The following is a 24,823-nucleotide window of genomic DNA, read 5'->3' as shown; positions in this document are numbered from 1 at the left end:
ATAATGACAGGAATTTGAGAAGCTCCGTCGAAGTCTATAACAGAACGAGATAAAATCTTAAAGAAAATAATTTGTATCCATAAGTTGTAAAAGTCGTAAGCTGCAGTCATGCGCGTGAAATCGTGAAATATCATTTGTGAGACCGGTATCGCCATACTGCCAGCCATGAAGGGGATGCCATGAAGTTATTCTATTCTTTAAAGCGCAAGGTTTTGGCTGTGTGCTTGTTTGGCATGATCCTGATGGCTCTCTGTATGGGAGGCATCAGCCTCGGAACCATTAGCAGCCTGACGTATAGTTACGAAATCCAGAATATGAATCATGTCGTCGATACCAAGACCGCGGAAATCGACGATGAACTGCTGCGTTCGGAAAATATCGTCGAGTATGCGACAAATTCTCTGCAGAGGGAAATCAAGGACCCTGCCAGCCTGCGCAATCCCAATTTTCAGAGACATATGACGCAGCTCGTAGCAGATGACTTCCTCGATGCGAAGTCCGACCTTGGCCTGATCTGCTCCTATTACCTGTATTTTCCTTCCGAGAACAAGTCTACGCTTTGGATGGCATCGCAGGGCAGGGATAAATCTTTTTACGATGTGTTGGCTGAAAGACAGGAAAGCGGCAGTAAAAATGTGCCGCGCCATATATTTTCCCTTGCTTATATGATGGAGCAGGGACAGGCCGCATGGTCGGGACCTTATTACGCGCCGACCCTTGACCGCTATATCATATCGTATATGAGCCCTGTTTACTGCAATGGCATCATGGTGGCCATCATCGGCGTGGATCTGGATTTCAAGACGTTTATGGGGAAACTCTATGACGACAAGCCGGAAGGCGAACACGGCATGATGATCCTCAGCGATGCCACGGGTTCCATGGAATACTCTTTAGCGAATCCCATGGGCACAAAACTTGAGGATAAGAATATCGTCCTGAAGGACCCCACGGAGAAAGTAGGGCAGGCCGGCAAAACGGATGCCGAGATGCTTTCCTATAAGTGGGGCAATGAAGACAGCATTGCCGGCGTCAAGACGCTGCGCAATGGCATGAACCTCATCGATCTGCGTCAAAAAGGGCAGATTTACAGCCGTGCTTATAAGGCGTTCCTGCAGATGGGCATAGGCCTGCTGACGGTATGTTTCCTCGTCTCGCTGCTGCCGCTCTATATCATCAGCAGACTTTCTGCGCGCCTGCAGACCGTCATTGGGGCGGCCCAGACTGTCGGGGCGGGAAAGTACGACGCGGTTCATCTGCAGGATGAAAATCCCGACGATATCGGCGAGCTTTCCCGCAATTTCCAGAACATGGTCGAGAAAGTCGCGGCCTCGCAGGAAAAACTGGAGCATATGTCCTTTTATGACGCGCTTACCGGCATTCTGAACCGCATGGGCCTTGACCGGGAAATCGCGGCGTGGCTCAAGAAGCATCCAAAAGGCAAGGCCGCGCTCATCAGCCTCGACCTCGACGGTTTCAAATTCATCAACGACCTCTACGGCCATATGGCCGGTGATGAGGCCCTGCGCGTGATGGCGAGAGATTTGCGGGAGAATTTTGGCAGCCAGCACATCATTGGGCGCAATGGCGGTGATGAATTCGTTGTTTTCATGACCGATGTGACACCGGAAACGGTGGAAGAGGTGATTCGGACTTTTTCGAAGAAGCTGAAGCAGTTCCAGTTCGCCGGCGAGACGCATGTATTCTCCGTGTCGATTGGCTATGCCCTGTATCAGGGCGATGGCATGCCTCTGGCAAAGCTCTTCCATCAGGCCGATACGGCGCTTTATGCCGTGAAGCTTCGGGGCCGCAATCATTACCGCATCTACGATGAATCGATGGAGCAGCTCAGCAGGAGCTCTTTGGGCTTCAACCTGCAGACCATCACGAGCAACCTGCCGACGGCTCTGCTCGTCAGTGAAGGAAAAATAGGCGGCAAGATTCTGTTTATCAATAAGGCCATGGTCAGCCTCTTTGAATGCAGCAATGTCAGCGAGTTCATGAACTATACGAAGGAAAATGCTGACAATGTCATCTGCCCCTGCGACAGGAAACGCGTGGCGGAGATTGTTTACCGGGAGCTGGCAGAAAATCCGGGCAGGACGTACAGCCTGATTTACCGGATCCGTACGGCGAAGGGAAATAAAAAATGGGTTTCCTCAATCTGGCGCAGGGCTCATAACGTCAACTACGGTGAGGTGTATTACGCATCCATTGTAGAATATGAGTTTATCAAAGACAGTCTGGCTGAATGGCCGGATGAGCTGCCCCCCCCAGTTAGGAACAAGAAAAGGGACGAATGAAGCCGTAAAACCTCGTAAATAGGAGAATATAAAAGAAAAGCCGCTTTCATCACGAAAAAATGATGGAAGCGGCTTTTATATGCAGAATCATGATTTTATAGGGAAGAAGACAATCATTGAATCAGGAAAAGCTCCGTGATAAAGACGATGAGGCAGCAGGCCGAGGCGACTTTAAAGAGGCTTGCGCCAAACCACGCGAGGCCGATGCCAAAGACGAGGGCCAGAGCGCCGCTTACGGGTGTCTGCGTGGCTTGTGTGATGGCCGGAAAGGTCATGACGGCCAGCGTCACATAGGGGACGTAGAACAAGAAGGAACGCAGAAAGGTGTTCTTGATTTGGCCGCGGATCAGAGTCAGCGGCACGATGCGGATGGCGAGCGTCACAGCGGACATCAGCAGCAGATAGATGTAGATATTATGCTGCATCAGGCGTCCTCTCCTTTCTTTGCATCATCAGAATCGGCTTTTTCCGGAATCGGGAAAAAGGCGGCGCCGAGGCCGGCAATCACAATGGTCAGGATGATCGTGCGCGTGCCGCCTGAGAGTGTCGAGAACATGGGCATGACGGAGGCCAGATAGCTCAGGGCAAAGCTCACGAGCACGAGGCCGCCGACAATGCGGTTTTTCTTCGCAGGCGGGATGATGACCCAGAGGAACATGCCGTAGAGCGCAACCGACAGGGCGCTGACGACGGACGGCGGCAAAATGTTGCCGGCGACGACACCGAGAGCTGTGCCGACCGCCCAGCCCGGCAGCGCGAGGGCCATGGCCCCATAATTATAGTAGGGATTGAGCGGTCCCTTGCGGGCAATCGTAATGCCAAAAATTTCGTCCGTGACGTCAAAACCCACGAAAATGCGGTGCCAGATGGAGGTGCCGGCCGGGAATTTCTGCGACAGCGCACAGCTCATCAGCATGTAGCGGGCGTTGGCCACGAGCGTGATCAGGATGATTTCAAGGTAGGGGGCATCGGCGGCGATGACCGTGAAGCCGGCGTATTCGCCGGCCGAAGCGTTGTTGAAGAAACTCGCGAGGAAGCCCTGCAGCGGGTCGAGGCCCGCATTGCGCGCGGCGATGCCGAGCGTGAAGGAAACGACAAAATAGCCGAGTGCAATCGGCGTGCCGTCATGTACGCCTTCGAAGAAAACCTGACGCGTGGTTTTCGTGAGGGTCGGTTCAAATGATTCCGTCATATCCGTGAGAAAAACCCCTTTCCTGCTGCAAATGTTACAAGTATGGTGTTCTTATCATTTTATGACGAAATGCGGGGACTTGTAAAGATGGACAAAAGAAAAACAGCGCCTGTTCCTTTTTTAGAAGCAGACGCTGTTTTATCATATGAGTTTAACGGTCAGAGGAAAGTTCCTTGGCTTTCTTATGACGGTTCATATATTTGTTGGTTTCAGCGACGATGACACCCGAGAGCGCGATGAGCGCAATGAGGTTCGGGATGGCCATGAGGCCGTTGACGATATCCGCGAGAATCCAGATGGCTTCGAGTTTGAGGAAGGCACCGGACGCGATGAGCGCGATGAAGATCAGGCGGTACGGCAGGACGCCCTTGTTGCCGAAGAGGTAGATGCAGGCGCGTTCGCCGTAGTAGTTCCAGCCGAGGATCGTCGTGAAGGCGAAGAGCACGAGGGCAATCGTCAGAAGCTGGCTGCCGAAGAAGCCATAAGCGCTGGCAAAGGCTGCACTCGTCATGGCAGCGCCGGCGGCATCACCCTGCCATACACCCGTCAGGACGAGGGCAAGACCTGTCATGGAGCAGATGATGATTGTATCGATGAACGTACCCGTCATGGAAATCAGGCCCTGCTCAGCCGGCCATTTCGTCTTGGCGGCAGCAGCGGCAATCGGCGCGGAGCCGAGGCCGGATTCGTTCGAGAAGACGCCGCGCGCGACGCCGTTCTGCATGGCCATCATGACGGTCGAACCGGCAAAGCCGCCGGCAGCGGCCGTGCCCGTGAAGGCACTTTCAATGATCATGCCCAGAGCTGCCGGAACCTGGTCGATGTTGATGATGATGAGGCCGAGACTGATGGCCACATAAGTAAGAGCCATGAACGGCACAATGCCCGAAGCGACTTTGGCGATGCTCTGCAGGCCGCCGAGCGTGATGGCCGCGATGAAGACCGTCAGGATGACGTCCGTCGCAACTTTTGGGAAACCAAAGGAAATCTGCATGCTGTCGACGATGGCGTTGACCTGCGGGAACGTGCCGATGCCGAAGTACGCGACGCCGATGCAGGCGAGTGCAAAGAATGTGGCGAGCGGCTTCCATTTTTCACCCATGCCGTTGCGGATGTAGAACATCGGACCGCCGGCAATGGCGCCCTTCTCATCGACGGAACGGAATTTGACGGCTAAGAGACCTTCCGAATACTTCGTGGCCATGCCGAAGAAGGCAGCGACCCACATCCAGAAAATGGCGCCCGGGCCGCCGACTTTGACGGCTGTAGCAACACCGACGATATTGCCCGTGCCGACCGTGGCGGCGAGGGCGACGCAGAGGGCCTTGAAGCTCGAAACATCGCCGCGGCCGTTATTCTGAGCCTTGAAAATCAGCTTGAGGGCTTTCGGCAGGCGAAAAACCTGCAGGAGCTTCAGGCGGATTGTCAGGTAGATACCCGTACCGACGAGCAGTGTAATCAGCGGCGGACCCCACATGAAGGAGTCGATGGCATTGAGTATAGGGATTAATGATTCCATTACAGCCTCCTAGTTCTGTCCTTGTTAGATGTACATGTGTATGTGATAGACTTTATAATACCATATAAAAGGACATTTGTCTCGTATTTTTTGTAAATTTTTATATAGAACAGGAAAATTTTGTGGTCAAAATGCATATTAAGTGACTTTTTATCTGATTGTGTCGCTATTGCAACAGAAATATGCATCATTTCTTCCTATAATAAAGGCGAAAGGTGAAAAGAAAAATATATACATACTGTTGAAAACGAATCTCAGTTATGTTATATTGGACATGTAAATGAGAACGTATATCAGGAGGTATTCCCATGAAAGACTATTTAAAGATTATGCAGGTCATCGGTCGTGAAATCATTGATTCGCGCGGCAATCCGACGGTCGAAGCGGAAGTCACGCTCGCGGACGGCTCGGTTGGCCGTGCCGCAGCTCCGTCGGGCGCTTCGACGGGGGAATTTGAGGCGCTGGAGCTCCGCGACGGCGACAAGACGAAATTCGGCGGCAAGGGCGTATCGAAGGCCGTGGCCAACGTCAATGAAAAGATTGCACCGGCCCTCATCGGCGCGGATGCATCGGATATTTACGCAGTCGATGGCATCATGCTCAAGCTCGATGGTACGGAAGACAAGTCAAATCTCGGTGCCAATGCTATCCTCGCGGTCTCGCTCGCCGCGGCTAAGGCAGCAGCCAAGGCGCAGGATATCCCACTTTACCGCTTCCTCGGCGGCCTTAACGGCAACCGCCTGCCCGTGCCGATGATGAACATCCTGAACGGCGGTGCTCATGCGACGAACTCCGTCGATACGCAGGAATTCATGATTATGCCGGCCGGGGCACCGTCGTTCCGTGAAGGCCTGCGCTGGGCTACGGAAGTCTTCCATGCACTGCAGGCCCTGTTGAAGAAAGAAGGCCAGACCACGGCCGTCGGCGATGAGGGCGGTTTTGCACCGAACCTCAAGAGCGATGAAGATACGATTGAGCACATCCTCACGGCGATCCGTAACGCCGGCTACGAGCCGGGCCGCGATTTCGTGCTGGCCATGGATGCCGCTTCTTCTGAGTGGAAGAGCGAAAAGGGCAAGGGCTTCTACAAGCAGCCGAAGTCCGGCAAGGAATTCACGTCGGATGAGCTCATCGCGCATTGGAAGAGCCTCATCGAGAAATATCCGATTTACTCCATCGAGGATGGCCTCGATGAAGAGGATTGGGAAGGCTGGCAGAAGATGACGAAGGAACTCGGCGATAAAATACAGCTCGTCGGCGATGACCTCTTCGTCACGAACACGAAACGACTGAAAAAGGGCATTGAACTCGGCTGCGGCAACAGCATTCTCATCAAGCTCAACCAGATCGGCACGCTCTCTGAGACGCTCGAAGCCATCAAGATGGCACATAAGGCCGGCTATACGGCCATTGTCTCGCATCGTTCGGGCGAAACGGAAGATACGACGATTGCGGACCTCGCCGTGGCACTCAACACGAGCCAGATCAAGACGGGCGCACCGTCCCGCTCTGAGCGCGTGGCGAAGTACAACCAGCTGCTGCGCATCGAAGAAGAGCTCGGCGAAAGTGCCGTCTATCCGGGCAAACAGGCCTTCAATATCAAGAAATAAGCATCCAAAGATCAAAACATCTTAAAACATCCTATACACTCCTATAACACCAGAAAAGCTCCTGCCGATTTTTGGCAGGAGCTTTTTGTATGAGGCAAGAGCGGGCGGGGCATATATTTCGGCTTCGTCGCTCCGTTAAATGGGACCCATGGCAGGTTTTTGCTTTTAGGGACTTCGCCGCCTGCCGCGGCGTTCTTACATCGCAGTGTTTCGCGGGGAATTGTTTGGGCCCCACCCTGCGGGCAGACACTGCGCTCCTGCAGGCGAAATATATGCCCCGCCCTTTACGGCAGCAGCTGACGAGATTCTTTTTTGTACAAGAGGAAGAGTGATCAGGAGAGGATGCCGGCCATTTTCAACAGGTATTTGGCGTTGGTCGTGTGGCAGCGGTCGGGCTTGATTTTAAAGTCGAAGTGGATTTTGTCATCTTTGTAGTATTCTTCGAAATGATAGTTCTGGATGGGCAGATGATTCGAGGATTTGAGGTCGCAGAGCTCAAAGTCGTGGGTTGTGACGAGGGTGATGGCGTGCGGCGCGGTCAGGCGCTTGATCGCGGCAGCCGCTCCGGTGATGCGGTCGGCGGAGTTCGTGCCCTTGAAGATTTCGTCGATGCAGAGGAAGAGGGGAATATCTTCTTTGCAGGCCTCGACCATCTGGCGGATGCGCAGGATTTCGGCGTAAAAGGTCGAGATGCCCTTCGAGAGGTCATCGCTGACGTGAATCGAGGTAAAGACACGCATCGGCGTCAGCGAGAAGGAAGCGGCGCAGACGGGGGCGCCGGCGTAAGCGAGAATGGCAGAGGTGGCGAGCGTGCGCATGTAGGTGGTTTTGCCGCTCATATTCGAGCCCGTGATGATGCCGGTGCCGGCTTTGAAATCTGCATCGTTTGGCACGGCTTTTGTTTCTTCTATCAGAAGAGGAGTGATATTTTTGCCCTGCAGGCAGGGAGAGCCATCAAGGAATTTTGGCCAGCAGACTGTTGCTCTCGTGACAGCGGCGTTGGCAAGGGAGAGCAGAGCCTCAAGTTCGGACCAGATTTGCAGCCAGCGGCGCAGTTTACAGCCTGACTGCGCCTGCCAGTGAAATGTTTTTGCCGTGCAGTGCAGGTCAAAGAGAACGGCCGTATTGGCAGTGAGAAAGAAAAAGATGTTGCGCCGCATGACGGCTTTGTCGGCAAGGGCGGCAAGCTGCTGCAGGCTTTCTGCCGCCTGTCCGCCGCGCAGTTCTTGCTGATATTCCTGCAGCAGGGGGCTTTGCCAGTCTGTATGGGTGAAGGCTGTAAAAATTTTTTCGTAGAGGGCAAATTCCTGCGGCAGGGCCATGAGCGGTGCGAGCAGGGCCTGACTGCGCCGCAGCAGCAGGAAGGTCAGCAGGAGCTGCAGGGAAAAAAGAAGTCCCGGAATCGTGAGGCCGAGATATCCTGCAAGGGCAAGTCCCAGCGACAGAAAGGAAATGATTGGCAGGATGAAGGAGAGCAGGCGCAGTGCGGCCCGCGGCTGAATGGCCGTATGTTCCATCATGGTACAGAATTCCGCAAAATCTGCCTGCCGGGGCAGCAGATGGCCGAGGGCCTCAAGTTTTATCATCTTTTCCGGCGCGCTGCTGAGCTCTTTGACGGCCTGCTGCCGCTGCAGAATCCGGTCAGGCGATTCCGGATATGGGGAGAGCAGGGAGGCAAGCTGCCGGCGTCCTGCTTTTGTGCGGGCTGCCACCAGATATTGATAGAGGGAGGCCGGACCAAGAAGGGGCAGGTCGGCTTCCTGCGGCCGTCCTTTTTGCATGAGATCGCGGCCGTCATCGGGAAAATCGCGCCATTTGCCGCTAATGCGGTCAAGGCAGGCCTGCAGGCAGGCAAGACGGCTTTCGGTCAGCAGCATGGCGAGGCCGAGTTTTTGATGGCGGCGGATAAAGAGGAGAAAGGCAGTGAGCATCAGAAAGCCGAGCACAAGGCCGAAAATATGGCCATCCCAGCCTGCTGCAAAGGAAAAGATCATGATGAGGAAGGATGATGTGCGCAAAAGAACGAGCTGCTGCTGCTTTTTTTTCAGCTGCTGCAGTTTCTGCAGGCCCTCTTTTCGCATATTTTTGAAATCGAGCATAAAATCACCTCAGTGCAAATAGATCGGTCATGGGTCCTGATTGTATTATAAGTATTATAACATGACAGCTCTGACGGCGGGCAGAGCCCTGCCATTGTCGCTGACGCTGTTTTCCTGTATAATGAAATCGTATGGAATCCGATAAAGTCATAAAGACTGGAGGTGTAAGGGATGGCAGAAAATGAAGCCATAAGGAGGATTCAGGCCAGTATCGATATGCTGAAAGAACGCATGCGCATTGATTCGAATGATTTGGAATATGAGACGCATTTAAGGCAGAAACGCCATCTGCAGCGCATCTTAGACCGCATTCAGGCGCGTGAGAAAGAAGAAGAGACAAAAAAATCCTGATTTTTAGCAGCTTTTCAGGAAGTATTCAGCGTGTATCATTAAAATAAAAAACATCAAAAAGTCAAAAGAGAGGATGACGATTATGTCACAACGCATGACCATGGACGAGGTGCTCAAGGAATACGGCGTGCCGCAGATCAAACTCGATATCCACGCCACGCGCAGCGAGCTTTTGAAGCTCCGCGAAAAGCTCATGGCAATCCGCGATTTGTCGAATGGCCGTGAACAGGGCTATCTTGACATTGACTGCAAGCTCTACATCGATGTCGATGACATTGACCGCTATTTGTCGGGCGAACTCGATACGGTCGGTGAGATTTACGCCTTCCCTGAGGATATCAAATCCTATAAGGAAGAATAATCGTTCTGTGTATATAAGGTAAGGAGAATCTATATGAATTTCAAGAAGACAATGGCGGCGTTTATGGTCGGTGCCATGGTGCTCTCGGCAGCTCCGGTGCTGCCTGAGGCTCCGGCCTTCCTGAATCCCGTTAACACCGCTTATGCCGCGAAGGGCGGCGCGAAAATGAGCGTCCCGAAGGCGGCTCCGGCTGCACCAAAGGCGCCGGCAGCCAGCACGGGCAGTACGTCGCAGAGCAAGTCCGTCTCGGGCAATGGCTCGTCGTACGCACCGTCGAAAGATGCCAAGAGCCTTGAGAAGAATGCGCCGGCGTCTAACACCAATGCAAAGGCCAATACGGCGGCAAACACGAATACGCAGAGCTCGAGCCGTCTCGGCAGCATCATGCGCGGCATCGGCCTGTTCGCGGGCGGCATGCTCTTAGGCTCCATGCTTTCGCATTTCTTTGGCATGGGCAGCGGCATGTTTGCCGACATCATGGGCCTTTTGATGAATGGCATCATGATTGTTGCGGCCGTCATGATCGTGCGTTGGCTCTGGAACAAGTTCCGCGGCAATAAATCCGCGCGCCGTGAGAATACGGCTTACCATCAGCCGCTCGAGATGCGTCAGCAGGACAACGCATCGGCCCCGCAGGCTCATAAGCCCATCCAGGATATCAAGCCGCGCGAAAACGATTACGATGCCAAGTCCACGGCGGACCGCTACCGCAATCGTTAAAATATGAAATTTTGTCGGTCCGGCCGATTTTTGCCAGACCTCAATGTGTACTGGAAAGAAGTGTCTATATGCCAAAAAAGTCAACTCTCGACAAAGTCGATGACCTCATCGCGCGTTATCCGGCGCTGGCCGTCTGCCGCGAAGATCTCATCGAGTCCGTCAAGGCCATCTGCGCAAGCTATGCCGCAGGCCATAAACTCATCGTCTGCGGCAACGGCGGCAGCGCGTCGGATGCTGAGCACATTGTCGGCGAGCTCATGAAGGGCTTTTTGCTGCCGCGCAGGCTCGGCCCTGAGATGGAAAAGAAAATGCGCGAGGTCTGCCCTGAAGAGGCCGATTACTTCATGAAGAATCTGCAGGGGGCGCTGCCGGCCCTCTCGATGGTCAACCAGGTTGCTCTGAACACGGCCTTTGCCAACGATCAGGCTCCGGACCTTTCGTTTGCCCAGCAGCTTCTGGGCATGGGCAATGAAGGCGATGTGCTCCTCGCCATCTCGACTTCGGGCAATTCGACGAATGTCATCTATGCCCTGCAGATGGCCAAGGTCAAGAACGTGCGCACGATTGCCCTGACGGGCAAAAGCGGCGGCAAGATTAAAGCCCGCGGCCTTGCGGATATCACGATCTGCGTGCCGGATGATGAGACGTTCCGCATTCAGGAGCTCCATCTGCCCGTCTACCATATGCTCTGCATCGCAGCAGAAAACGAGTTCTTTGGGGAAGACTAATACTTCCTGTTCGGACAAATAGAAGGAGTCCGTCCTCAGAATTTATGAGGGCGGGCTCTTTGCTTTTCCCGGATTCGGTGCTAAGATAAAATCATCTTAGCAAGTTCAGGGGGAGAGAAGAGATTTATGATTACAGCGTATCTCATGGGCGTGGAGGGCCATCTCTGGCCGGCCGTTGTCATTTTTCTGTCGGCTGTCCTGCAGTCCATCACGGGCTTTGGACTCGTAATTGTCGCGGCCCCGCTCTTAATGCTCTTTTATGACCCGAAACTCACGGTGCCCGTCATGCTTCTTCTGGCCTGCTGTGCGAATTTTGCCCAAGGGCTCTTTTCCCTGCGCACGGCAAATCTGAAGCTCGTTTTCTGGCTTTACCTCGGCGTGCTCCTCGGGCAGCCCCTCGGTTTTTGGGCTTTTGACCATGCTGCGAGTGCGACGCTGAAGATTTTCATCAGCGTCATGGTCCTCTTTTCGCTCGGCATTATGCAGGTTCTGCACCTGCACGTCAAAGAATGCCGCCGGAACTCCTGCATCACGGGCATTTTTTCAGGCTTCACATCCATAACGGCCGGCATGGGCGGTCCGCCTTTCCTCATCTATATGGCACACAGCCGCATGACGGTTGATGTCATGCGCGCGACGTGTTTTGTGTTTTTCTTCCTCTGCAATGCGACCTCGCTGACGAGCTACACGCTTGGCGGGCTGTCACTTGTGCCGGCCTGGGGCGAATTCATCTACCTGCTGCCGGCGCTGGCCATCGGCATTTTTGTCGGTCATGCGATTTTTCCGTATGTGCCGAAGATGCTCATACGCCGGCTCATCTATGTTTTGCTTTACGTTACCTGCATTTATACGATTGCTTCGGTCCTGCTGTCCTGAGTGGCAGCAGGCTTTTTTATGCCGATTGTATACAGAAAATTTTGTTTACAGCGTAAAAAAATATGATATAATGGAGTTTGTGATTGTGCGCCTGTGGTGCACAAAAATAAAAATTCCTTTAAAGGAGCAATCATCATGAAACAAGAAGAGAATGAGTTCATGCGGCACGAACTGCGGCTGCCTGAGCTCACTGTCCGCGGCATGCTCCTCGGTGCTGTTTTGACTGTCATCTTCACAGCGTCGAATGTCTACCTCGGACTTAAAGTCGGCCTGACGTTCTCGTCAGCCATTCCGGCTGCAGTCATCTCGATGGCTGTGCTCAAGATGGCGAAGAATTCCAATATTCTCGAGAACAATATGGTACAGACGCAGGCTTCGGCTGCCGGCACGCTGTCGGCCATCATCTTTATCATTCCGGGCATGCTGATGATCGGTTACTGGCAGGGCTTTGAGTTCTGGCAGACTTTGATGGTCTCGGCCTGCGGCGGCTGCCTTGGTGTTCTTTTCACCATCCCGCTGCGCCGCGCCATGGTCGTGCACAGCGACCTCGCTTATCCGGAAGGCGTGGCTGCTGCAGAAATCCTTAAAGTCGGCAGTCAGTCGCGTAAAGATGATAAAGAGGGCAGGAAGAGTGCCGAAGGCTCCGGCGTCAAGGAAATCGCTTCGGGCGGTGTCCTCGCCGGCATCATCGCGTTCTGCTCGAACGCCCTGCAGGTCCTCGGTTCGCAGTTCTCTCTCTGGATTCCTGTGGGCCGCGGCATGACACAGCTGCCGCTCGGCTATTCCACAGCTCTTGTCGGTGCCGGTTACCTCATCGGCATCGCTGCAGGCCTTGCCATGCTCGTCGGCATCCTGATTGCCTGGGCTGGCTTTGTGCCGTATTACACGATTACGAGTGCCCTGCCTGACGGCATGACTCTGCAGAAATTTGCCGGCTCTGTCTATCAGGAGCGCGTCCGCCTCATAGGTGCCGGTGCCATGGGTGTGGCGGCTGTCTGGACGCTCATCATGCTTGCACGTCCTGTCATCGACGGCGTCAAGGAATCTCTGGCTGCCCTGCATACGCCGGATTCCGAAAAAGGCAAACATCGCATGGATATCGATATGAGCATCCAGAGTGTTGCCATGGTCTTTTCCCTGACGGTGGCCGGTCTGCTCGTCATTTTCTATATGTTTGTCAGCCCGGAAGGTCTGCCGGCTTCTGAAAATCTGGCCTTTACCTTTATCGGTGTCGGCGTTGCCGTGCTCATGGGCTTCTTCGTTGCCGCTGCCTGCGCTTACATGGCAGGTCTCGTCGGCACGAGCTCGAGCCCGATTTCGGGTATCGGTATCTTAGCCATCATCGTCGCTTCGCTCGTCATGTACGCGCTCTGCTCTTCGTTTGGCATCTTTGCGCTGCCGGGCGGCGAAAAATTTGCGACGGCTACGGCCATCTTCACGACGTCCATCATCGTCGCCATTGCCTGCATTTCAAACGATAATATGCAGGACCTCAAGACGGGCTATCTCGTCGGCGCTACGCCGTGGCGTCAGCAGGTCGCACTGCTCCTCGGGTGCATTGTCGGCGCTCTCGTCATCGCGCCGGTCCTCAATCTTCTTTATCAGGCCTACGGCTTCCCGGGGGCTCTGCCGCGTCCGGATATGGACCCGAATCAGGCTCTGGCCGCTCCGCAGGCTGCCCTGATGACGACGATTGCCCAGGGCATTTTCTCGAGCACGCTGGCTTGGAATTACATTTATATCGGCCTTGGCCTCGGCGTCGTCCTCGTCATCGTTGACCAGCTCCTGAAGCGCAATACGAGAAATCTCAGCCTGCCGCCGCTCGCGGTCGGCATGGGCATTTATCTGCCGCCTTCTGTACAGACGCCGCTCGTGGTCGGTGCTGTCCTCGGCTATTTCCTGCGCAAACACATGAAGGAAAAATGGGGCGAAGAAAAAGCGAAGGCTGGAGCCCGCCGCGGCACGCTCTTTGCCTCAGGCCTGATTGTCGGTGAATCGATTGTCGGCGTCGTGCTGGCCGGTGTCATCGTCGTTTCCGTCACGAATGGCGGCTCGGAAGCACCTTTGGCCATCGTGGGCAAGGATTTTGCCGATACGGCAGAATACCTCGGCCTGGCTGTCTTTGCTGCAGCCCTCGTGATTTTCTCAAAAGTCGTACTGGGCGGCAAAAAAGACTGATCCACTTTATAATATGAAGAAATAAATGGGAATTGCCCCACAGGCGGCGATTCCCATTTTTCTATGCCTTGCAGGATTTTCTTCCTGAAGTATGGAATAAAGATAGGTACCAATATAAAGGAACGCATCAATCTTGCAGGGGGGTAATCCTATGCCAATATCCGAAAAAAATCTGTTGAAACTGGCCAATGGCAGTGACGTGCGCGGTGTTTCCATCGAGGGCGTTGCCGATGAGCCTGTGACGCTCAATGCCGAAGCGGCCAACCGCATTACGAGTGGTTTCCTCGATTTCCTGTCTCAGAAGACGGGCAAGAAAATCAAGGATCTGCGCATTGCCGTAGGCCATGATTCGCGCCTTTCCGCGCCGATGCTCAAGGAAGCCGTGCTTGAGGCCCTGACGTATGCCGGTGTCGTGACGGTCGACTGCGGCCTCGCGTCGACGCCGTCGATGTTCATGTCCATTGTTTTCCCGGAGACGAAAATGGACGGTTCCATCATGATCACGGCCAGCCACCTGCCCTTTAACCGCAACGGCCTCAAGTTCTTCACGAAAGACGGCGGCGTCGAGCACGAAGACATCCTCGCCATCCTCGAAGCGGCAGCCCGCAATCCGGAGGTCACGGGCGATTTGACGAAGGTTCAGAAATACAACCTCATCGACCGCTACTGCCACCATCTGCGCAAGAAAATCCGCGCGGCGCTCAATATGGGCGATACGCCGCTTCGCGGCATGCATGTCGTCGTCGATGCCGGCAACGGTGCGGGCGGCTTTTTTGCGACGCAGGTGCTCGGCCGCCTCGGCGCCGATACGTCGGGCAGTGTTTTCCTGGAGCCGGACGGTCATTTCCCAAATCACATCCCGAATCCGGAGAATAAGCAGGCCATGGCCGCTATCCGCAAGGCTGTGCTTGACAGTCATGCAGACCTCGGCCTGATTTTCGATACGGATGTCGACCGCATGAGCGCTGTCCTGAAGAATGGCAAGGAAATCAGCCGCAACGCCCTGATTGCGATGATGGCCGCCATTATCGCACCGGATTATCCGGGCAGCACGATTGTCACGGACTCCGTCACGAGCGATGAGCTCACGGAATTCCTGCAGGGTGAGCTCGGCCTCAAACATCTGCGCTATAAACGCGGTTATAAAAATGTCATTGATAAGTGCATCGAACTGAACAAAGAGGGGACGGTTTCGCCTCTGGCCATCGAGACGAGCGGTCACGGTGCCCTTTCCGAGAACTATTACCTTGATGATGGCGCTTACCTCGCTGTCAAACTGCTCATCGCAGCTGCTAAGGCCAAGGCCAAGGGACGCCATCTTGCTGACCTCGTCAAGAATCTCGGCGAACCGGTCGAGAGCCGCGAATTCCGCATGAAGATCATGGGCGAGGAAGATTTCCGCGGCTACGGTGCCAATGTCCTCACGGTATTTGAAGAGCGCGCAGCCGAGGCCGGCATTCGCTCGGCCAAGCCGTCTTATGAGGGCGTGCGTCTGGTATTCCCCGATGGCTGGGCGCTTCTGCGCATGAGCCTTCATGACCCGCAGATGCCTCTGAACATCGAAAGCCGCAAAAAAGGCGGTGTGGCTGAGATTGCCGCCAAAGTACAGGAATTCCTCAAGGGCTTTACAAGCCTCGATATGAGTGTTTTCAAAGACTAAAACAAAGTTCTGCATACAAAAAGAGACTGCCCCGCGCAGTCTCTTTTATATTATGGAAGAATCTTATGCTTTGCCTCAGCCAAGCAGGACATCCTGGTGGTCGAGGACGAATTTGCCGTTCGTGCAGGCCGGGCAGAAGCAGGTATCACCGCCGGCAGCCTTGACTTCATGGGCTTTTTTGCTCATGGCAGCGGCCTGCTCCGCGCCGAAGGCTTCTTTTGCCTTATCGGAATCAAAGAACGGAATAACGTCATCGATGCTGCAGACACATTCCTTGAGTGCAGCGATAAGGGCCTGTGCCTTTTCTTTTTCATCGGCTTTGCCGACGGAAGCGAGGTAATCCTCAGCGACTTTTTTAAGGCCGGCGTAAACGCTCGGAGCCTCGACGACACCTTTGACATGCTGCAGAACTTCTTCTTTTGTCATAGCAATCTTCCTTTCCATAAAATGTTGTACTCAACTAAATTACAACATAAGAATAACACTGTTTGGAGAGCTTGTCAATGACTGCGAATTTTCAAAGAAGATAAGGTGCAGAGAAGAAGCCTTCTGCATCATGGCATAAAAAAAGCAGGCCTCTGCCTGCTGTATATCCTGTTTGGTGGAGACGAAGGGGATTGAACCCTCGACCTCTCGGATGCGAACCGAACGCTCTCCCAGCTGAGCTACGTCCCCAAGACAAAATTCAGTATACCGCGTTTGCCGCGTATTTTCAAGTTTTTTTGCCTTTATTCAGAATTTCTATCCGTGCCATGCGGAAAAGGAATAAAAAAACGGGATGCAGAGCAGGAATTCATGAGCATAACCGCGAACATAAACACAATTGCCAAACAATATATATGCTGAATAAATATGATTTATCAATATATTTATTCTTACTATTCCTCATGATATATCAATAAAATTTATCATGATTAGATGTGAGAATAGATGTGGATATTTCTTCGTATTCAGCGTATAATAAAATAAGATAAGCCACACTAACGCGTCTGCCTTCTGCCGACAGAGGAAACGAGCCGCCACTGTCAAGGGAGTCGCAACGGAATCCGCAAGGATTAATGAGGAGGTAAAAAAGTGGACAAACGGGAGAGTATGTGGGATGTATATCTCAGAAAAGGCATGAGCCGCCGCAGCTTTGTCAAGGGCTGCGTTGCACTGACGTCTCTGATGGGCCTGAGCACGGATAAGCTTTCCAAGGTCGTCGAGGCTGCCGAGAAAAAACCGCTTCCAGTCGTCATCTGGATTCATGGACACGAATGCACGGGCTGTGATGAGTCCTTCATCCGTTCCGGTTCTCCGTATGCTTCGGATGTCATCCTGAGCCAGGTTGCTCTCGAGTACGATCATCTGCTTTCTGCTGCCAGCGGTGAGCCGTTCGAGGCCCACCTCGAGGAGACGATTCAGAAGTATAAGGGTCAGTATATTCTGGCTGTCGAAGGTGCTGCCTGCACGAAGGACAATGGCGTTTACTGCATGAGCGGCGGTCATCCGTTCACGCACACGCTGCAGCGCGCTGCCGAAAATGCCGCTGCGGTCATTGCCTATGGCACCTGCGCCGTTTCGGGCGGCATCCAGGCCGCTAAGCCAAACCCGACGGGCTCTTCGGGCATTGCGCATTTCACGGGCAAGACGCCGGTCGTCAATGTACCGGGATGCCCGCCAATCCCGGAGGTCATGACGGGTGTCATCATGCATGTCGCTCTCTTCGGTACGGTACCGCCGCTCGATGGCGAGGGCCGTCCGAAGCAGTTCTACGGCAACCGCATCCATGATACGTGCTACCGCCGTCCGTTCTTCGATGCCGGCATGTTCGCTGAGAGCTTCGATGATGAAGGCTCGAAGGCCGGCTGGTGCCTCTATAAGCTCGGCTGCCGCGGTCCGGAGACGTACAACTCCTGCGGCAATATGCGCTGGTTCCAGGGCATGAGCTACCCAATCCAGTCCGGTGCACCGTGCATCGGCTGCTCGAACGCTCATTTCTGGGATGAGGGCAATATGAGCGAGCGCCTGCCGCGCTTTGCACCGCCGCTCGGCGATGTCGATAAGATTGGTGCCGGTCTCGCTGCCGTTACGGCCGTCGGCGTAGCAGCACACGCCGCAGCCAGCGTGGTACAGAAGAAGAAACGCGATGCCGCTGAGAAAGAGAATGGGGAGCAGGTGAATAAATGAAACACGTAGTAGTAGATCCGATTACAAGAATTGAAGGTCATCTGCGCGTTGAAGTGCAGGTCGACGAGGGCTCGGGCAAAGTAACCGATGCTCTTTCTTCCGGTACGGCGTGGCGCGGCCTTGAGCTCGTCATGAAAGACCGTGACCCGCGCGATGCCTGGGCTTATATCCAGCGTATCTGCGGCGTCTGCACGAGTGCACATGCTCTCGGTGCCCTGCGTGCCGTTGAAGATGCTCTCGGCATCAAGATCCCGAAAAACGCCAACTACATCCGCAATATCATGGCAGCTACGCTGACCGTGCAGGACCATATCGTCCATTTCTATCATCTGCATGCACTCGACTGGGTCAGCCCGGTTGAAGCCCTCGCAGCAGATCCTGTGGCTACGGCAAATCTGCAGAATACGGTGCTCAATACGTACAAATTGCCGTTCCGCGCTCCGGGCACTTTGGTGACGGAAGCATACGACCATGATTTCCCGGCTGCTACGCCGCAGTATTTTGCAGAAATCAAGAATAAGGTCCAGGCCATCGTTGAAAGCGGCCAGCTCGGTATTTTCTCCGCCAATTGGTGGGATCATCCGGACTACAAACTGCTGCCGCCTGAGGTTCACCTCATGGCCATCGCGCATTATCTCGAGATGCTCGACAAGCACCGCGACCTCGTAACGCCGCAGGTCATTTTCGGCGGCAAGAACCCGCATCCGCATTATGTCGTCGGTGGCATGCCGTGCGCTATTTCGCTTGAGGATGGCAATGCACCGGTCAATACGGCCCGTCTTGGCATTGTTGACCGCGCCATCAACCTTGGCCGTACGCTCGTCAACAATTACTATCTGCCGGATCTTCTCGCCATCGGCACGGCTTATGTCAAGGCTGGCCGCGTAGACGGCGGCGGACTTGCCAAGGAGCGCGTCATCGGCTATGGCTCGTATCCGATTGAGCCGTTCTCCGGCACGTCAAATGGCGATTTCTTCAAGAATCTGCTGATCCGTACGAATGGTGTCGTCGAAGACTTCGGCAAGGGCATGGCTGCAGCCAAAGTTTATGAACTCAATGAGGAAGATCTCAACGATCCGGAAGTACTGACGGAAGGCGTCGAGCATGCCTGGTATGAATATCCGTCGGGCGGTCAGAAAGACCTCAATCCGTGGGATGGTGTCACGGCACCGAAATTCACGGGTCCGAAAGAAGGCACGCCGACGGACTGGAAAGCCCTCAACGAGAATGGCAAGTACTCCTGGCTCAAGACGCCGAAATGGCGCGGCAAGGTCTGCGAAGTCGGTCCTCTGGCACGTTACATTATCATTTACGCAAAAGCCCAGAAGGGCATGCTCGGTGAGCCGACCTGGGCTGAGAAGATGATGCTCGACCAGATTGACGCTGTTTCGAAAGTCCTGAACCTCGCACCGGAAGTCTGGCTGCCGACGATGGTCGGCCGTACGGCTGCCCGCGGTCTCGACTGCCAGCTCAATGCAGAAATCAACAAGTTCTTCTTTGACAAGCTCATCGCGAACATCAAGTCGGGCGATACGAAGACGGCGAACATGGAGAAATGGGATCCGTCGACGTGGCCGAAAGACTGCAAGGGTGTTGGTCTCTACGAGGCTCCGCGCGGTGCACTTTCTCACTATGTCGTTATCAAGAACGGCAAAGTCGACAACTATCAGGCTGTCGTTCCGACGACTTGGAACGCCTGCCCGCGCGACGATGAAGCCGGTCATGGCGCTTATGAGAAGGCCATGATGGACACGCAGGTCAAGATTGCTGACAAGCCGCTTGAGATTGTCAAGGTTGTTCGTTCCTTCGACCCGTGCATGGCTTGCTCTACGCATATGTTTAATGCCAAGGGCGAGAAAATCAATGTCATCACTACGGATCCGTATTCCGGCACGCATGTTGAGAAGTGAGCCGGAGTCCTGGTGGAAAGGAAAGGAATAGTAGAATGAAAGAGGAAAAACGAAAAGTCTACTACCTGTTCAGTCCGTTTCTGCGGATGTTCCATTGGATCATGGTGCTGGCTATCGTCACGCTGTTCATTACCGGACTTTTGATTACGAAGCCGATGACGGTAATGGGCATTGAGCCGACCTACACCTCCATGTCCATGGACTGGGTAAGAAATATTCACTTCATTGCGGCGTTTGCGTTCTGCGCAGCTTTTATCCTGCGCATTTACGGCTATATCCGCTATCCTGGCGACCGCCTTTTTCCGCGTGTCTGGAAGGGCCACTTCTACCGTGATACGATTGACGTTGCCCTGCATTACATGCTGCTGAAACCGGGCCATGACCCGTATCTGCGCAACCCGCTGGCACGTACGTCGTATGTCGGCCTTTACGTGATGGTCCTCATCGAGATTCTCACGGGCTTTGCGATGTACTACATGACAGAGCCAAATGCCATCGGCGGCACGCTGTTTGGCTGGGTCAATGTCGTGCTCGGCGGTGAGATGGTCACGCATTGGGTCCATCATATCGTCGCCTGGCTCATCATCGTCTTCGCCATCGGCCATGTTTACATGGTTCTGCGCGCAGACCTCATGGAAGCCGAGGGCGAAGCTTCCTCGATGTTCTCCGGCGTGAAATTCCTCGAGCATGTACCGCTCGATGCTCCGGAAATCAATGAGGAAGGCCCGAAGCCGAAGAAGAAATGAACATTCCCAAGGGAATAAAGGAGTAACTGACTTATGTGTAAAGAATGCGGCTGCGGCGAGACAAACGGCAATACGCGTCTCCAGTTTACGGTCAAAGGCTATACAGAAGAGAGTGCAAAGGAAGTAGAGAAGGCTCTGCTCGGCCTGCCGGGCGTGCTCTTTGTCCACATTCATGCACACGACGGTGAGACAACGGTGGATTACAGCCCCGCTAAGACGAAGCTCATGGATATCCTGGGTGTCCTGCAGGCACGTAATCTCGAAGCCGCGTTATAATGAACCGGTAATAAATTGATGGAACGCCTTCCCAGCTGTCAGGTAAGATGGCGGGGAGGCGTTTTTCTGTGAAGCAGTTTTGGCTGCAGGAGAACATACTATGCATGAAATGGCGATTGCCGAGGGCGTGCTCGATATTGCCTTGGACTATGCGAAGAAGAATGATGCCAAACGCATCCGCGAGATCGGGCTTTTGATTGGCGAGATGTCCGGCGTGGTTGTCGACTCTTTGACATTTTCCTTCGATATGATAGCCAAGGGAACGATAGCCGAAGGCGCCGAGATCAAGGTCAAACATGTGCCGCTGATGGGGCGCTGCGTCAAATGCGGCAAAACATTCCATATTGAGCACTATGATTTCTGGTGTCCGGAATGTAAGGACGGAGTCCTCAAGACCATTTCGGGACGCGAGATGCAGGTGGAATATCTGGAGGTGGATTAAATGGCTGAAATTCAGGTCATGAAGAATATTTTAGGTGAAAACGACCGCGTAGCGGCTGAAAATCAGGCCCTTTTCGCGGAAAAGGGCGTCTATGTCATCAATCTCATGGGCTCGCCGGGAGCCGGCAAGACGTCGGTGCTCGAAAAGACCATGGAAAAGCTCAAGGACAAGGTCCGCATGGCGGTCATCGAGGGAGACCTCTTCACGAGCAAAGACGCGGACCGCATTGAAAAACACGGCGTGCCGGTCATTCAGATCAATACGGCTGGAGGCTGCCATCTCGATGCACCGATGGTACAGAAAGTCGCCAAGCAGCTTGACCTCGATCATCTCGACCTGCTCATCGTCGAGAATGTCGGCAATCTCGTCTGCCCTGCAGAGTTCGCCGTCGGTGAGGACGACAAAGGTGTTGTGCTTTCGATTACAGAGGGCGATGATAAGCCGATGAAATATCCTCTGATTTTTAAGGAGTCGGCCATTGCCCTGCTCAATAAAGTCGACCTCGTGCCGTACTGCAATTTCGATATGGCAGCTGCGCGTGAAGATATCACGACTTTGCATCCTGGCATGACGGTCGTTGAAGTCTCGTGCACAAAGGAACAGGGCATTGACGAGTGGTGCAGCTGGCTGCTCGCACGCGTCGCGGACAAGCAGAAAAAAGGAGCGTAATATGGCTGACGTATTTGGCAACGGCCGCGAGGATGCTGCGGCTCTCGACAATGTCCTGCATCCGGCTGAAGTCACGGTCCTTGGCGTGGGCAATGTCATCCTGCGCGATGAGGGCTTTGGCGTGCGCGTCGCGGAATATCTCGATGCTCACTACGATTTCCCGGAAGAAGTCCAGATTGTCGATGGCGGCACGCTCGGCATCGAGCTCACACAATATGTGACGGGCACGAAAAAGCTCCTTGTCATTGATTCCATCAATGGCGGTCAGGCTCCTGGAACACGGTTTCATTTCCATAATGATGCCATCATGGAACATTTTCAGGAGAAACTCAGTGCCCATGAAGTCGGCATTCAGGACGTGCTGGCCCTGCTGACGGTCACGGGACACAAGATTCCGGAGGTCGTCGTACTCGGCGCCCAGCCTTACGATTTAGAGGCAGGCGTGGAACTGAGTCCTGAAATGAAGGAACTTTTGCCTCAGGTGGCAGAAGAGGCCGTGTCCGTTCTTAAAGAATGGGGCATCAAGCCGCAGAAAAAGGCGGAAAACGGCACTGTGAATTACGGTGTTGTGGCGGAAGAAGCCGTGAAAGCGGAAATGGAACAGAAATAAATTATACTGCTATATTATAGAAGCGGAGGTAAGAAGTATGTGTTTGGCAGTTCCTGCTAAAGTAGTCGCTATTCATGATGCCATGGGCAAAGTGGATATTTCGGGCGTGGAGCGCGACATCAGCCTGATGCTGCTGCCGGAGACGCAGGTCGGCGATTACGTACTCGTTCACGCCGGCTTTGCCATCCAGAAAGTCAGCGAGGAAGAGGTCGCGGAGACGAATGCCCTGCTCGCCGAGATGAACGGCGCAGAGCGCACGGTTACGGATATTCCAGAGGAAGCGAGTGGTATGCAGATATGACAAAACAGGAAGAGCGTGAGCTCGCCAAAAGATTGGTAGCGGAAATCGGCCGCATGGCAGAAAAGGCAGACCATAAACTTCGTTTTATGGAAGTCTGCGGCACACATACCGTAGCCATTTTCCGCGCCGGTCTGCGCCAGATGCTGCCAGAAAATGTCGAACTCGTCTCAGGTCCCGGCTGTCCTGTCTGCGTGACGCCGGATGATTATATGGATAAGGCCATTGCCTATTCGCTGCGCGATGACACGATTATCACGACGTTTGGCGATATGCTCAAGGTGCCGGGCTCTGAGTCGAGTCTTATGGAAGCCAAGGCACAGGGCGCGGATATCCGCATTGTCTATTCGCCGCTCGACAGCATCCAGATTGCCAAGGACAATCCGGATAAAAAAGTCATATTCCTCGCCGTCGGTTTTGAGACGACGGCGCCGACGGCGGCAGCCACCGTGCTCGCGGCCAAAGAGCAGGGGCTTACGAATCTCTACATGCTTTCTGCCCAGAAACTCGTGCCGCCTGCTCTGCGCGCCCTGCTCGATGACCCCGATGTGCGCGTCGATGGCTTCATTCTGCCGGGCCATGTCTCGGTCATCACGGGCACGGGGGTATTTTCCTTCCTCGCTTCAGAGTATCATATGCCTGGTGTAGTCACGGGCTTTGAGCCCCTGCAGATTCTGCGTTCTCTTTACCGCCTGATGCAGCAGGTCACAAAGGGTGAGGCACGCATCGAGAACGAATACGGCAGTGTCGTGCGCGAAGAGGGCAGCCCTGCCGCACGTAAGGCAACGGAGCTCGTCTACGAGCCGGCTGATGCGGCCTGGCGCGGCATCGGCATCATTCCGCTCTCCGGCCTCCGCATGCGCGAGGAATTTGCGGCTTACGATATCGAGCGGCTTTTGCCCCTCGATGTGCCTATGGGCAAAAATAAGCCGGGCTGCCGCTGCGGCGAAGTGCTGCGCGGCATCGTGACGCCGAAGGAATGCCCGCTTTTCGGCAAAGTATGTGTGCCGACGCATGCGGTCGGCCCGTGCATGGTCTCGGTCGAAGGTGTCTGCGCGGCTTGGTATAAATACGGACAGGGGAGATTTTCATATGGCAGATGAACGCATAACGATGGCGCATGGCGCCGGCGGCAAGATGAGCCAGCAGCTCATGCAGGAGGTCATCCTGCCGGAGTTTTCCAATCCTTATCTCAATGAGCTTCACGACGGCGCGTCCGTCAATATGAGTGCCCATGTTGCGTTTACGACGGATTCTTACGTCGTGCAGCCGCTTTTTTTCAACGGCGGCAACATCGGCAAGCTCGCGGTCTGCGGCACGGTCAACGACCTTTCGATGACGGGGGCCGTACCGCGCTACATCTCGGTCGGCATGATTCTCGAAGAGGGTTTCCCCATCGCGGACCTCAGGAAAATCGCGCATACGATGCGTCAGATGGCCGATGAGGCCGGCATTGCCATTGTCACGGGCGATACGAAAGTCGTCGAATGCGGCAAGGCGGACGGCATTTTCATCAATACGGCCGGCATCGGTGATATCATTGCGGGAACGGATATTTCGCCAAAGCGCGTGAAGCCCGGCATGAAAGTGCTGCTCTCGGGCTTTATCGGCGACCATGCGGCAACCGTGCTCGCGGGCCGTCATGGCCTCGAACTGCCGGATACCATCAAGACGGACTGTGCCCCCTTGAACTCTTTGACGCGTGCGATGCTTGAAGCGGCTCCTGATATCGCCGTGCTGCGCGACCCGACGCGCGGCGGCGTGGCAGCTGTACTCAATGAAATTGCGGAAGCATCCCGCTGCGGCGTGCTCATCGATGAGGATGCTCTGCCAATTCGCGCGGAAGTTCAGGGCGTCTGTGACATTCTTGGCTTTGACCCTCTGTATCTGGCCAATGAAGGCAAGTGCATTGCCTTTGTGCCGGCAGAAGAGGCCGACAAGGTCCTTTCGGTCATGAAGGCCAATAAGTACGGCAAAGATGCCTGCATCATCGGCGAAGTCACGGCAGAAGCTCCGGGCCAGGTCGGCCTCAGGACAGCCATTGGCGGCATCCGCATCGTCGATATGCCGCTCGGCAATCTTGTGCCGCGCATCTGCTGATTCATT

General features: G+C 54.4%; 24 protein-coding genes and 1 tRNA gene. 19 read left to right on the top strand and 6 right to left on the bottom strand.

Annotated elements, in window-relative coordinates:
- The first annotated feature begins 179 nt into the window (after positions 1–179).
- Entirely contained in the window at positions 180–2,303 is a 2,124-nt protein-coding gene (locus ACI4OH_RS08785; protein WP_435721621.1) for a diguanylate cyclase domain-containing protein, read from the top strand.
- 113 nt (positions 2,304–2,416) lie between these two features.
- Here the strand turns inward: ACI4OH_RS08785 and ACI4OH_RS08780 are convergent, their stop codons facing one another.
- The 3 genes from ACI4OH_RS08780 to ACI4OH_RS08770 form a co-directional block, all read right to left on the bottom strand.
- The gene (locus ACI4OH_RS08780; protein ID WP_435721620.1) at positions 2,417–2,728 is read right to left on the bottom strand and encodes an AzlD domain-containing protein; all 312 of its coding nucleotides are present in this window, start codon (positions 2,726–2,728) and stop codon (positions 2,417–2,419) included.
- Positions 2,728–3,495 carry an AzlC family ABC transporter permease gene (locus tag ACI4OH_RS08775; RefSeq protein ID WP_435721619.1) on the bottom strand — a complete coding sequence of 256 codons (768 nt, stop codon included), beginning with the start codon at positions 3,493–3,495 and terminating at the stop codon, positions 2,728–2,730. Before ACI4OH_RS08775 ends, ACI4OH_RS08780 begins: the two co-directional genes overlap by 1 nt.
- 151 nt (positions 3,496–3,646) lie before the next feature.
- Positions 3,647–5,014, bottom strand: a complete 1,368-nt coding sequence (locus ACI4OH_RS08770; protein WP_432647521.1) for an alanine/glycine:cation symporter family protein — start codon at positions 5,012–5,014, stop codon at positions 3,647–3,649.
- A gap of 308 nt (positions 5,015–5,322) precedes the next feature.
- On the opposite strand from ACI4OH_RS08770, the gene eno reads away from it, so the two are divergent.
- Positions 5,323–6,624: a phosphopyruvate hydratase gene (gene eno / locus ACI4OH_RS08765; RefSeq protein ID WP_435721618.1), complete on the top strand. Its 1,302-nt coding sequence runs from the start codon at positions 5,323–5,325 to the stop codon at positions 6,622–6,624.
- Positions 6,625–6,956: 332 nt separating this feature from the next.
- Here the strand turns inward: eno and ACI4OH_RS08760 are convergent, their stop codons facing one another.
- The gene (locus ACI4OH_RS08760) at positions 6,957–8,723 is read right to left on the bottom strand and encodes a MutS-related protein (protein ID WP_435721617.1); all 1,767 of its coding nucleotides are present in this window, start codon (positions 8,721–8,723) and stop codon (positions 6,957–6,959) included.
- Between the two features lie 171 nt (positions 8,724–8,894).
- Here ACI4OH_RS08760 and ACI4OH_RS08755 point away from each other — a divergent pair, with 171 nt between their 5' ends.
- The 7 genes from ACI4OH_RS08755 (at position 8,895) to ACI4OH_RS08725 (ending at position 15,597) form a co-directional block, all read left to right on the top strand.
- Positions 8,895–9,074, top strand: coding sequence for an aminoglycoside phosphotransferase (locus ACI4OH_RS08755; protein ID WP_432647518.1), 180 nt, complete (start codon positions 8,895–8,897; stop codon positions 9,072–9,074).
- 82 nt (positions 9,075–9,156) lie between these two features.
- Positions 9,157–9,435 carry a hypothetical protein gene (locus tag ACI4OH_RS08750; protein ID WP_432647517.1) on the top strand — a complete coding sequence of 93 codons (279 nt, stop codon included), beginning with the start codon at positions 9,157–9,159 and terminating at the stop codon, positions 9,433–9,435.
- A gap of 33 nt (positions 9,436–9,468) precedes the next feature.
- Entirely contained in the window at positions 9,469–10,155 is a 687-nt protein-coding gene (locus tag ACI4OH_RS08745; protein WP_435721616.1) for a hypothetical protein, read from the top strand.
- 68 nt (positions 10,156–10,223) lie between these two features.
- Positions 10,224–10,883, top strand: coding sequence for a D-sedoheptulose-7-phosphate isomerase (locus ACI4OH_RS08740; protein ID WP_435721615.1), 660 nt, complete (start codon positions 10,224–10,226; stop codon positions 10,881–10,883).
- A gap of 126 nt (positions 10,884–11,009) precedes the next feature.
- Entirely contained in the window at positions 11,010–11,759 is a 750-nt protein-coding gene (locus ACI4OH_RS08735) for a sulfite exporter TauE/SafE family protein (protein ID WP_435721614.1), read from the top strand.
- A gap of 135 nt (positions 11,760–11,894) precedes the next feature.
- Entirely contained in the window at positions 11,895–13,937 is a 2,043-nt protein-coding gene (locus ACI4OH_RS08730) for an OPT family oligopeptide transporter (RefSeq protein ID WP_432646988.1), read from the top strand.
- 151 nt (positions 13,938–14,088) lie between these two features.
- The gene (locus ACI4OH_RS08725) at positions 14,089–15,597 is read left to right on the top strand and encodes a phosphohexomutase domain-containing protein (protein ID WP_435721612.1); all 1,509 of its coding nucleotides are present in this window, start codon (positions 14,089–14,091) and stop codon (positions 15,595–15,597) included.
- A 75-nt stretch (positions 15,598–15,672) separates the two neighbouring features.
- Here ACI4OH_RS08725 and ACI4OH_RS08720 read toward each other — a convergent pair whose 3' ends face one another.
- Complete coding sequence (locus ACI4OH_RS08720) at positions 15,673–16,023, bottom strand: heat-shock protein Hsp90 (protein WP_432646986.1); 351 nt, start codon at positions 16,021–16,023, stop codon at positions 15,673–15,675.
- A gap of 173 nt (positions 16,024–16,196) precedes the next feature.
- Positions 16,197–16,272, bottom strand: a tRNA-Ala gene (locus tag ACI4OH_RS08715).
- Positions 16,273–16,671: 399 nt separating this feature from the next.
- Between ACI4OH_RS08715 and ACI4OH_RS08710 the strand changes: the two genes are divergently transcribed.
- The 10 genes from ACI4OH_RS08710 to hypE all read left to right on the top strand — a co-directional run bounded on the left by ACI4OH_RS08710 (position 16,672) and on the right by hypE (position 24,817).
- Positions 16,672–17,766 (top strand): hydrogenase small subunit, encoded by a 1,095-nt coding sequence (locus ACI4OH_RS08710; RefSeq protein WP_432646985.1) that lies wholly within the window; start codon positions 16,672–16,674, stop codon positions 17,764–17,766.
- Positions 17,763–19,676, top strand: a complete 1,914-nt coding sequence (locus ACI4OH_RS08705; protein ID WP_432646984.1) for a nickel-dependent hydrogenase large subunit — start codon at positions 17,763–17,765, stop codon at positions 19,674–19,676. Before ACI4OH_RS08710 ends, ACI4OH_RS08705 begins: the two co-directional genes overlap by 4 nt.
- A 35-nt stretch (positions 19,677–19,711) precedes the next feature.
- Positions 19,712–20,422, top strand: coding sequence for a Ni/Fe-hydrogenase, b-type cytochrome subunit (cybH, locus tag ACI4OH_RS08700; protein ID WP_432646983.1), 711 nt, complete (start codon positions 19,712–19,714; stop codon positions 20,420–20,422).
- 33 nt (positions 20,423–20,455) lie between these two features.
- Positions 20,456–20,698 (top strand): heavy-metal-associated domain-containing protein, encoded by a 243-nt coding sequence (locus ACI4OH_RS08695; protein ID WP_005840792.1) that lies wholly within the window; start codon positions 20,456–20,458, stop codon positions 20,696–20,698.
- A 100-nt stretch (positions 20,699–20,798) separates the two neighbouring features.
- Complete coding sequence (gene hypA / locus ACI4OH_RS08690; protein WP_432646982.1) at positions 20,799–21,140, top strand: hydrogenase maturation nickel metallochaperone HypA; 342 nt, start codon at positions 20,799–20,801, stop codon at positions 21,138–21,140.
- Positions 21,141–21,809, top strand: coding sequence for a hydrogenase nickel incorporation protein HypB (gene hypB / locus ACI4OH_RS08685; protein WP_432646981.1), 669 nt, complete (start codon positions 21,141–21,143; stop codon positions 21,807–21,809). It begins immediately after the preceding gene.
- 1 nt (position 21,810) lies between these two features.
- Complete coding sequence (locus ACI4OH_RS08680; RefSeq protein WP_432646980.1) at positions 21,811–22,419, top strand: HyaD/HybD family hydrogenase maturation endopeptidase; 609 nt, start codon at positions 21,811–21,813, stop codon at positions 22,417–22,419.
- Between the two features lie 37 nt (positions 22,420–22,456).
- Positions 22,457–22,720 (top strand): HypC/HybG/HupF family hydrogenase formation chaperone, encoded by a 264-nt coding sequence (locus ACI4OH_RS08675; RefSeq protein ID WP_432646979.1) that lies wholly within the window; start codon positions 22,457–22,459, stop codon positions 22,718–22,720.
- Entirely contained in the window at positions 22,717–23,820 is a 1,104-nt protein-coding gene (gene hypD / locus ACI4OH_RS08670; RefSeq protein WP_432646978.1) for a hydrogenase formation protein HypD, read from the top strand. The genes ACI4OH_RS08675 and hypD overlap by 4 nt, the downstream gene beginning before the upstream one ends.
- On the top strand, positions 23,810–24,817 hold the full coding sequence (gene hypE / locus ACI4OH_RS08665) for a hydrogenase expression/formation protein HypE (RefSeq protein WP_432646977.1): 1,008 nt from the start codon (positions 23,810–23,812) through the stop codon (positions 24,815–24,817). The genes hypD and hypE overlap by 11 nt, the downstream gene beginning before the upstream one ends.
- Positions 24,818–24,823 lie beyond the last annotated feature (6 nt).

Source organism: Mitsuokella apri, assembly GCF_051886055.1.
In the GTDB taxonomy this organism is placed as follows: Bacteria; Bacillota; Negativicutes; order Selenomonadales; family Selenomonadaceae; genus Mitsuokella.
This window is presented reverse-complemented; position numbering and strand designations above follow the sequence as displayed.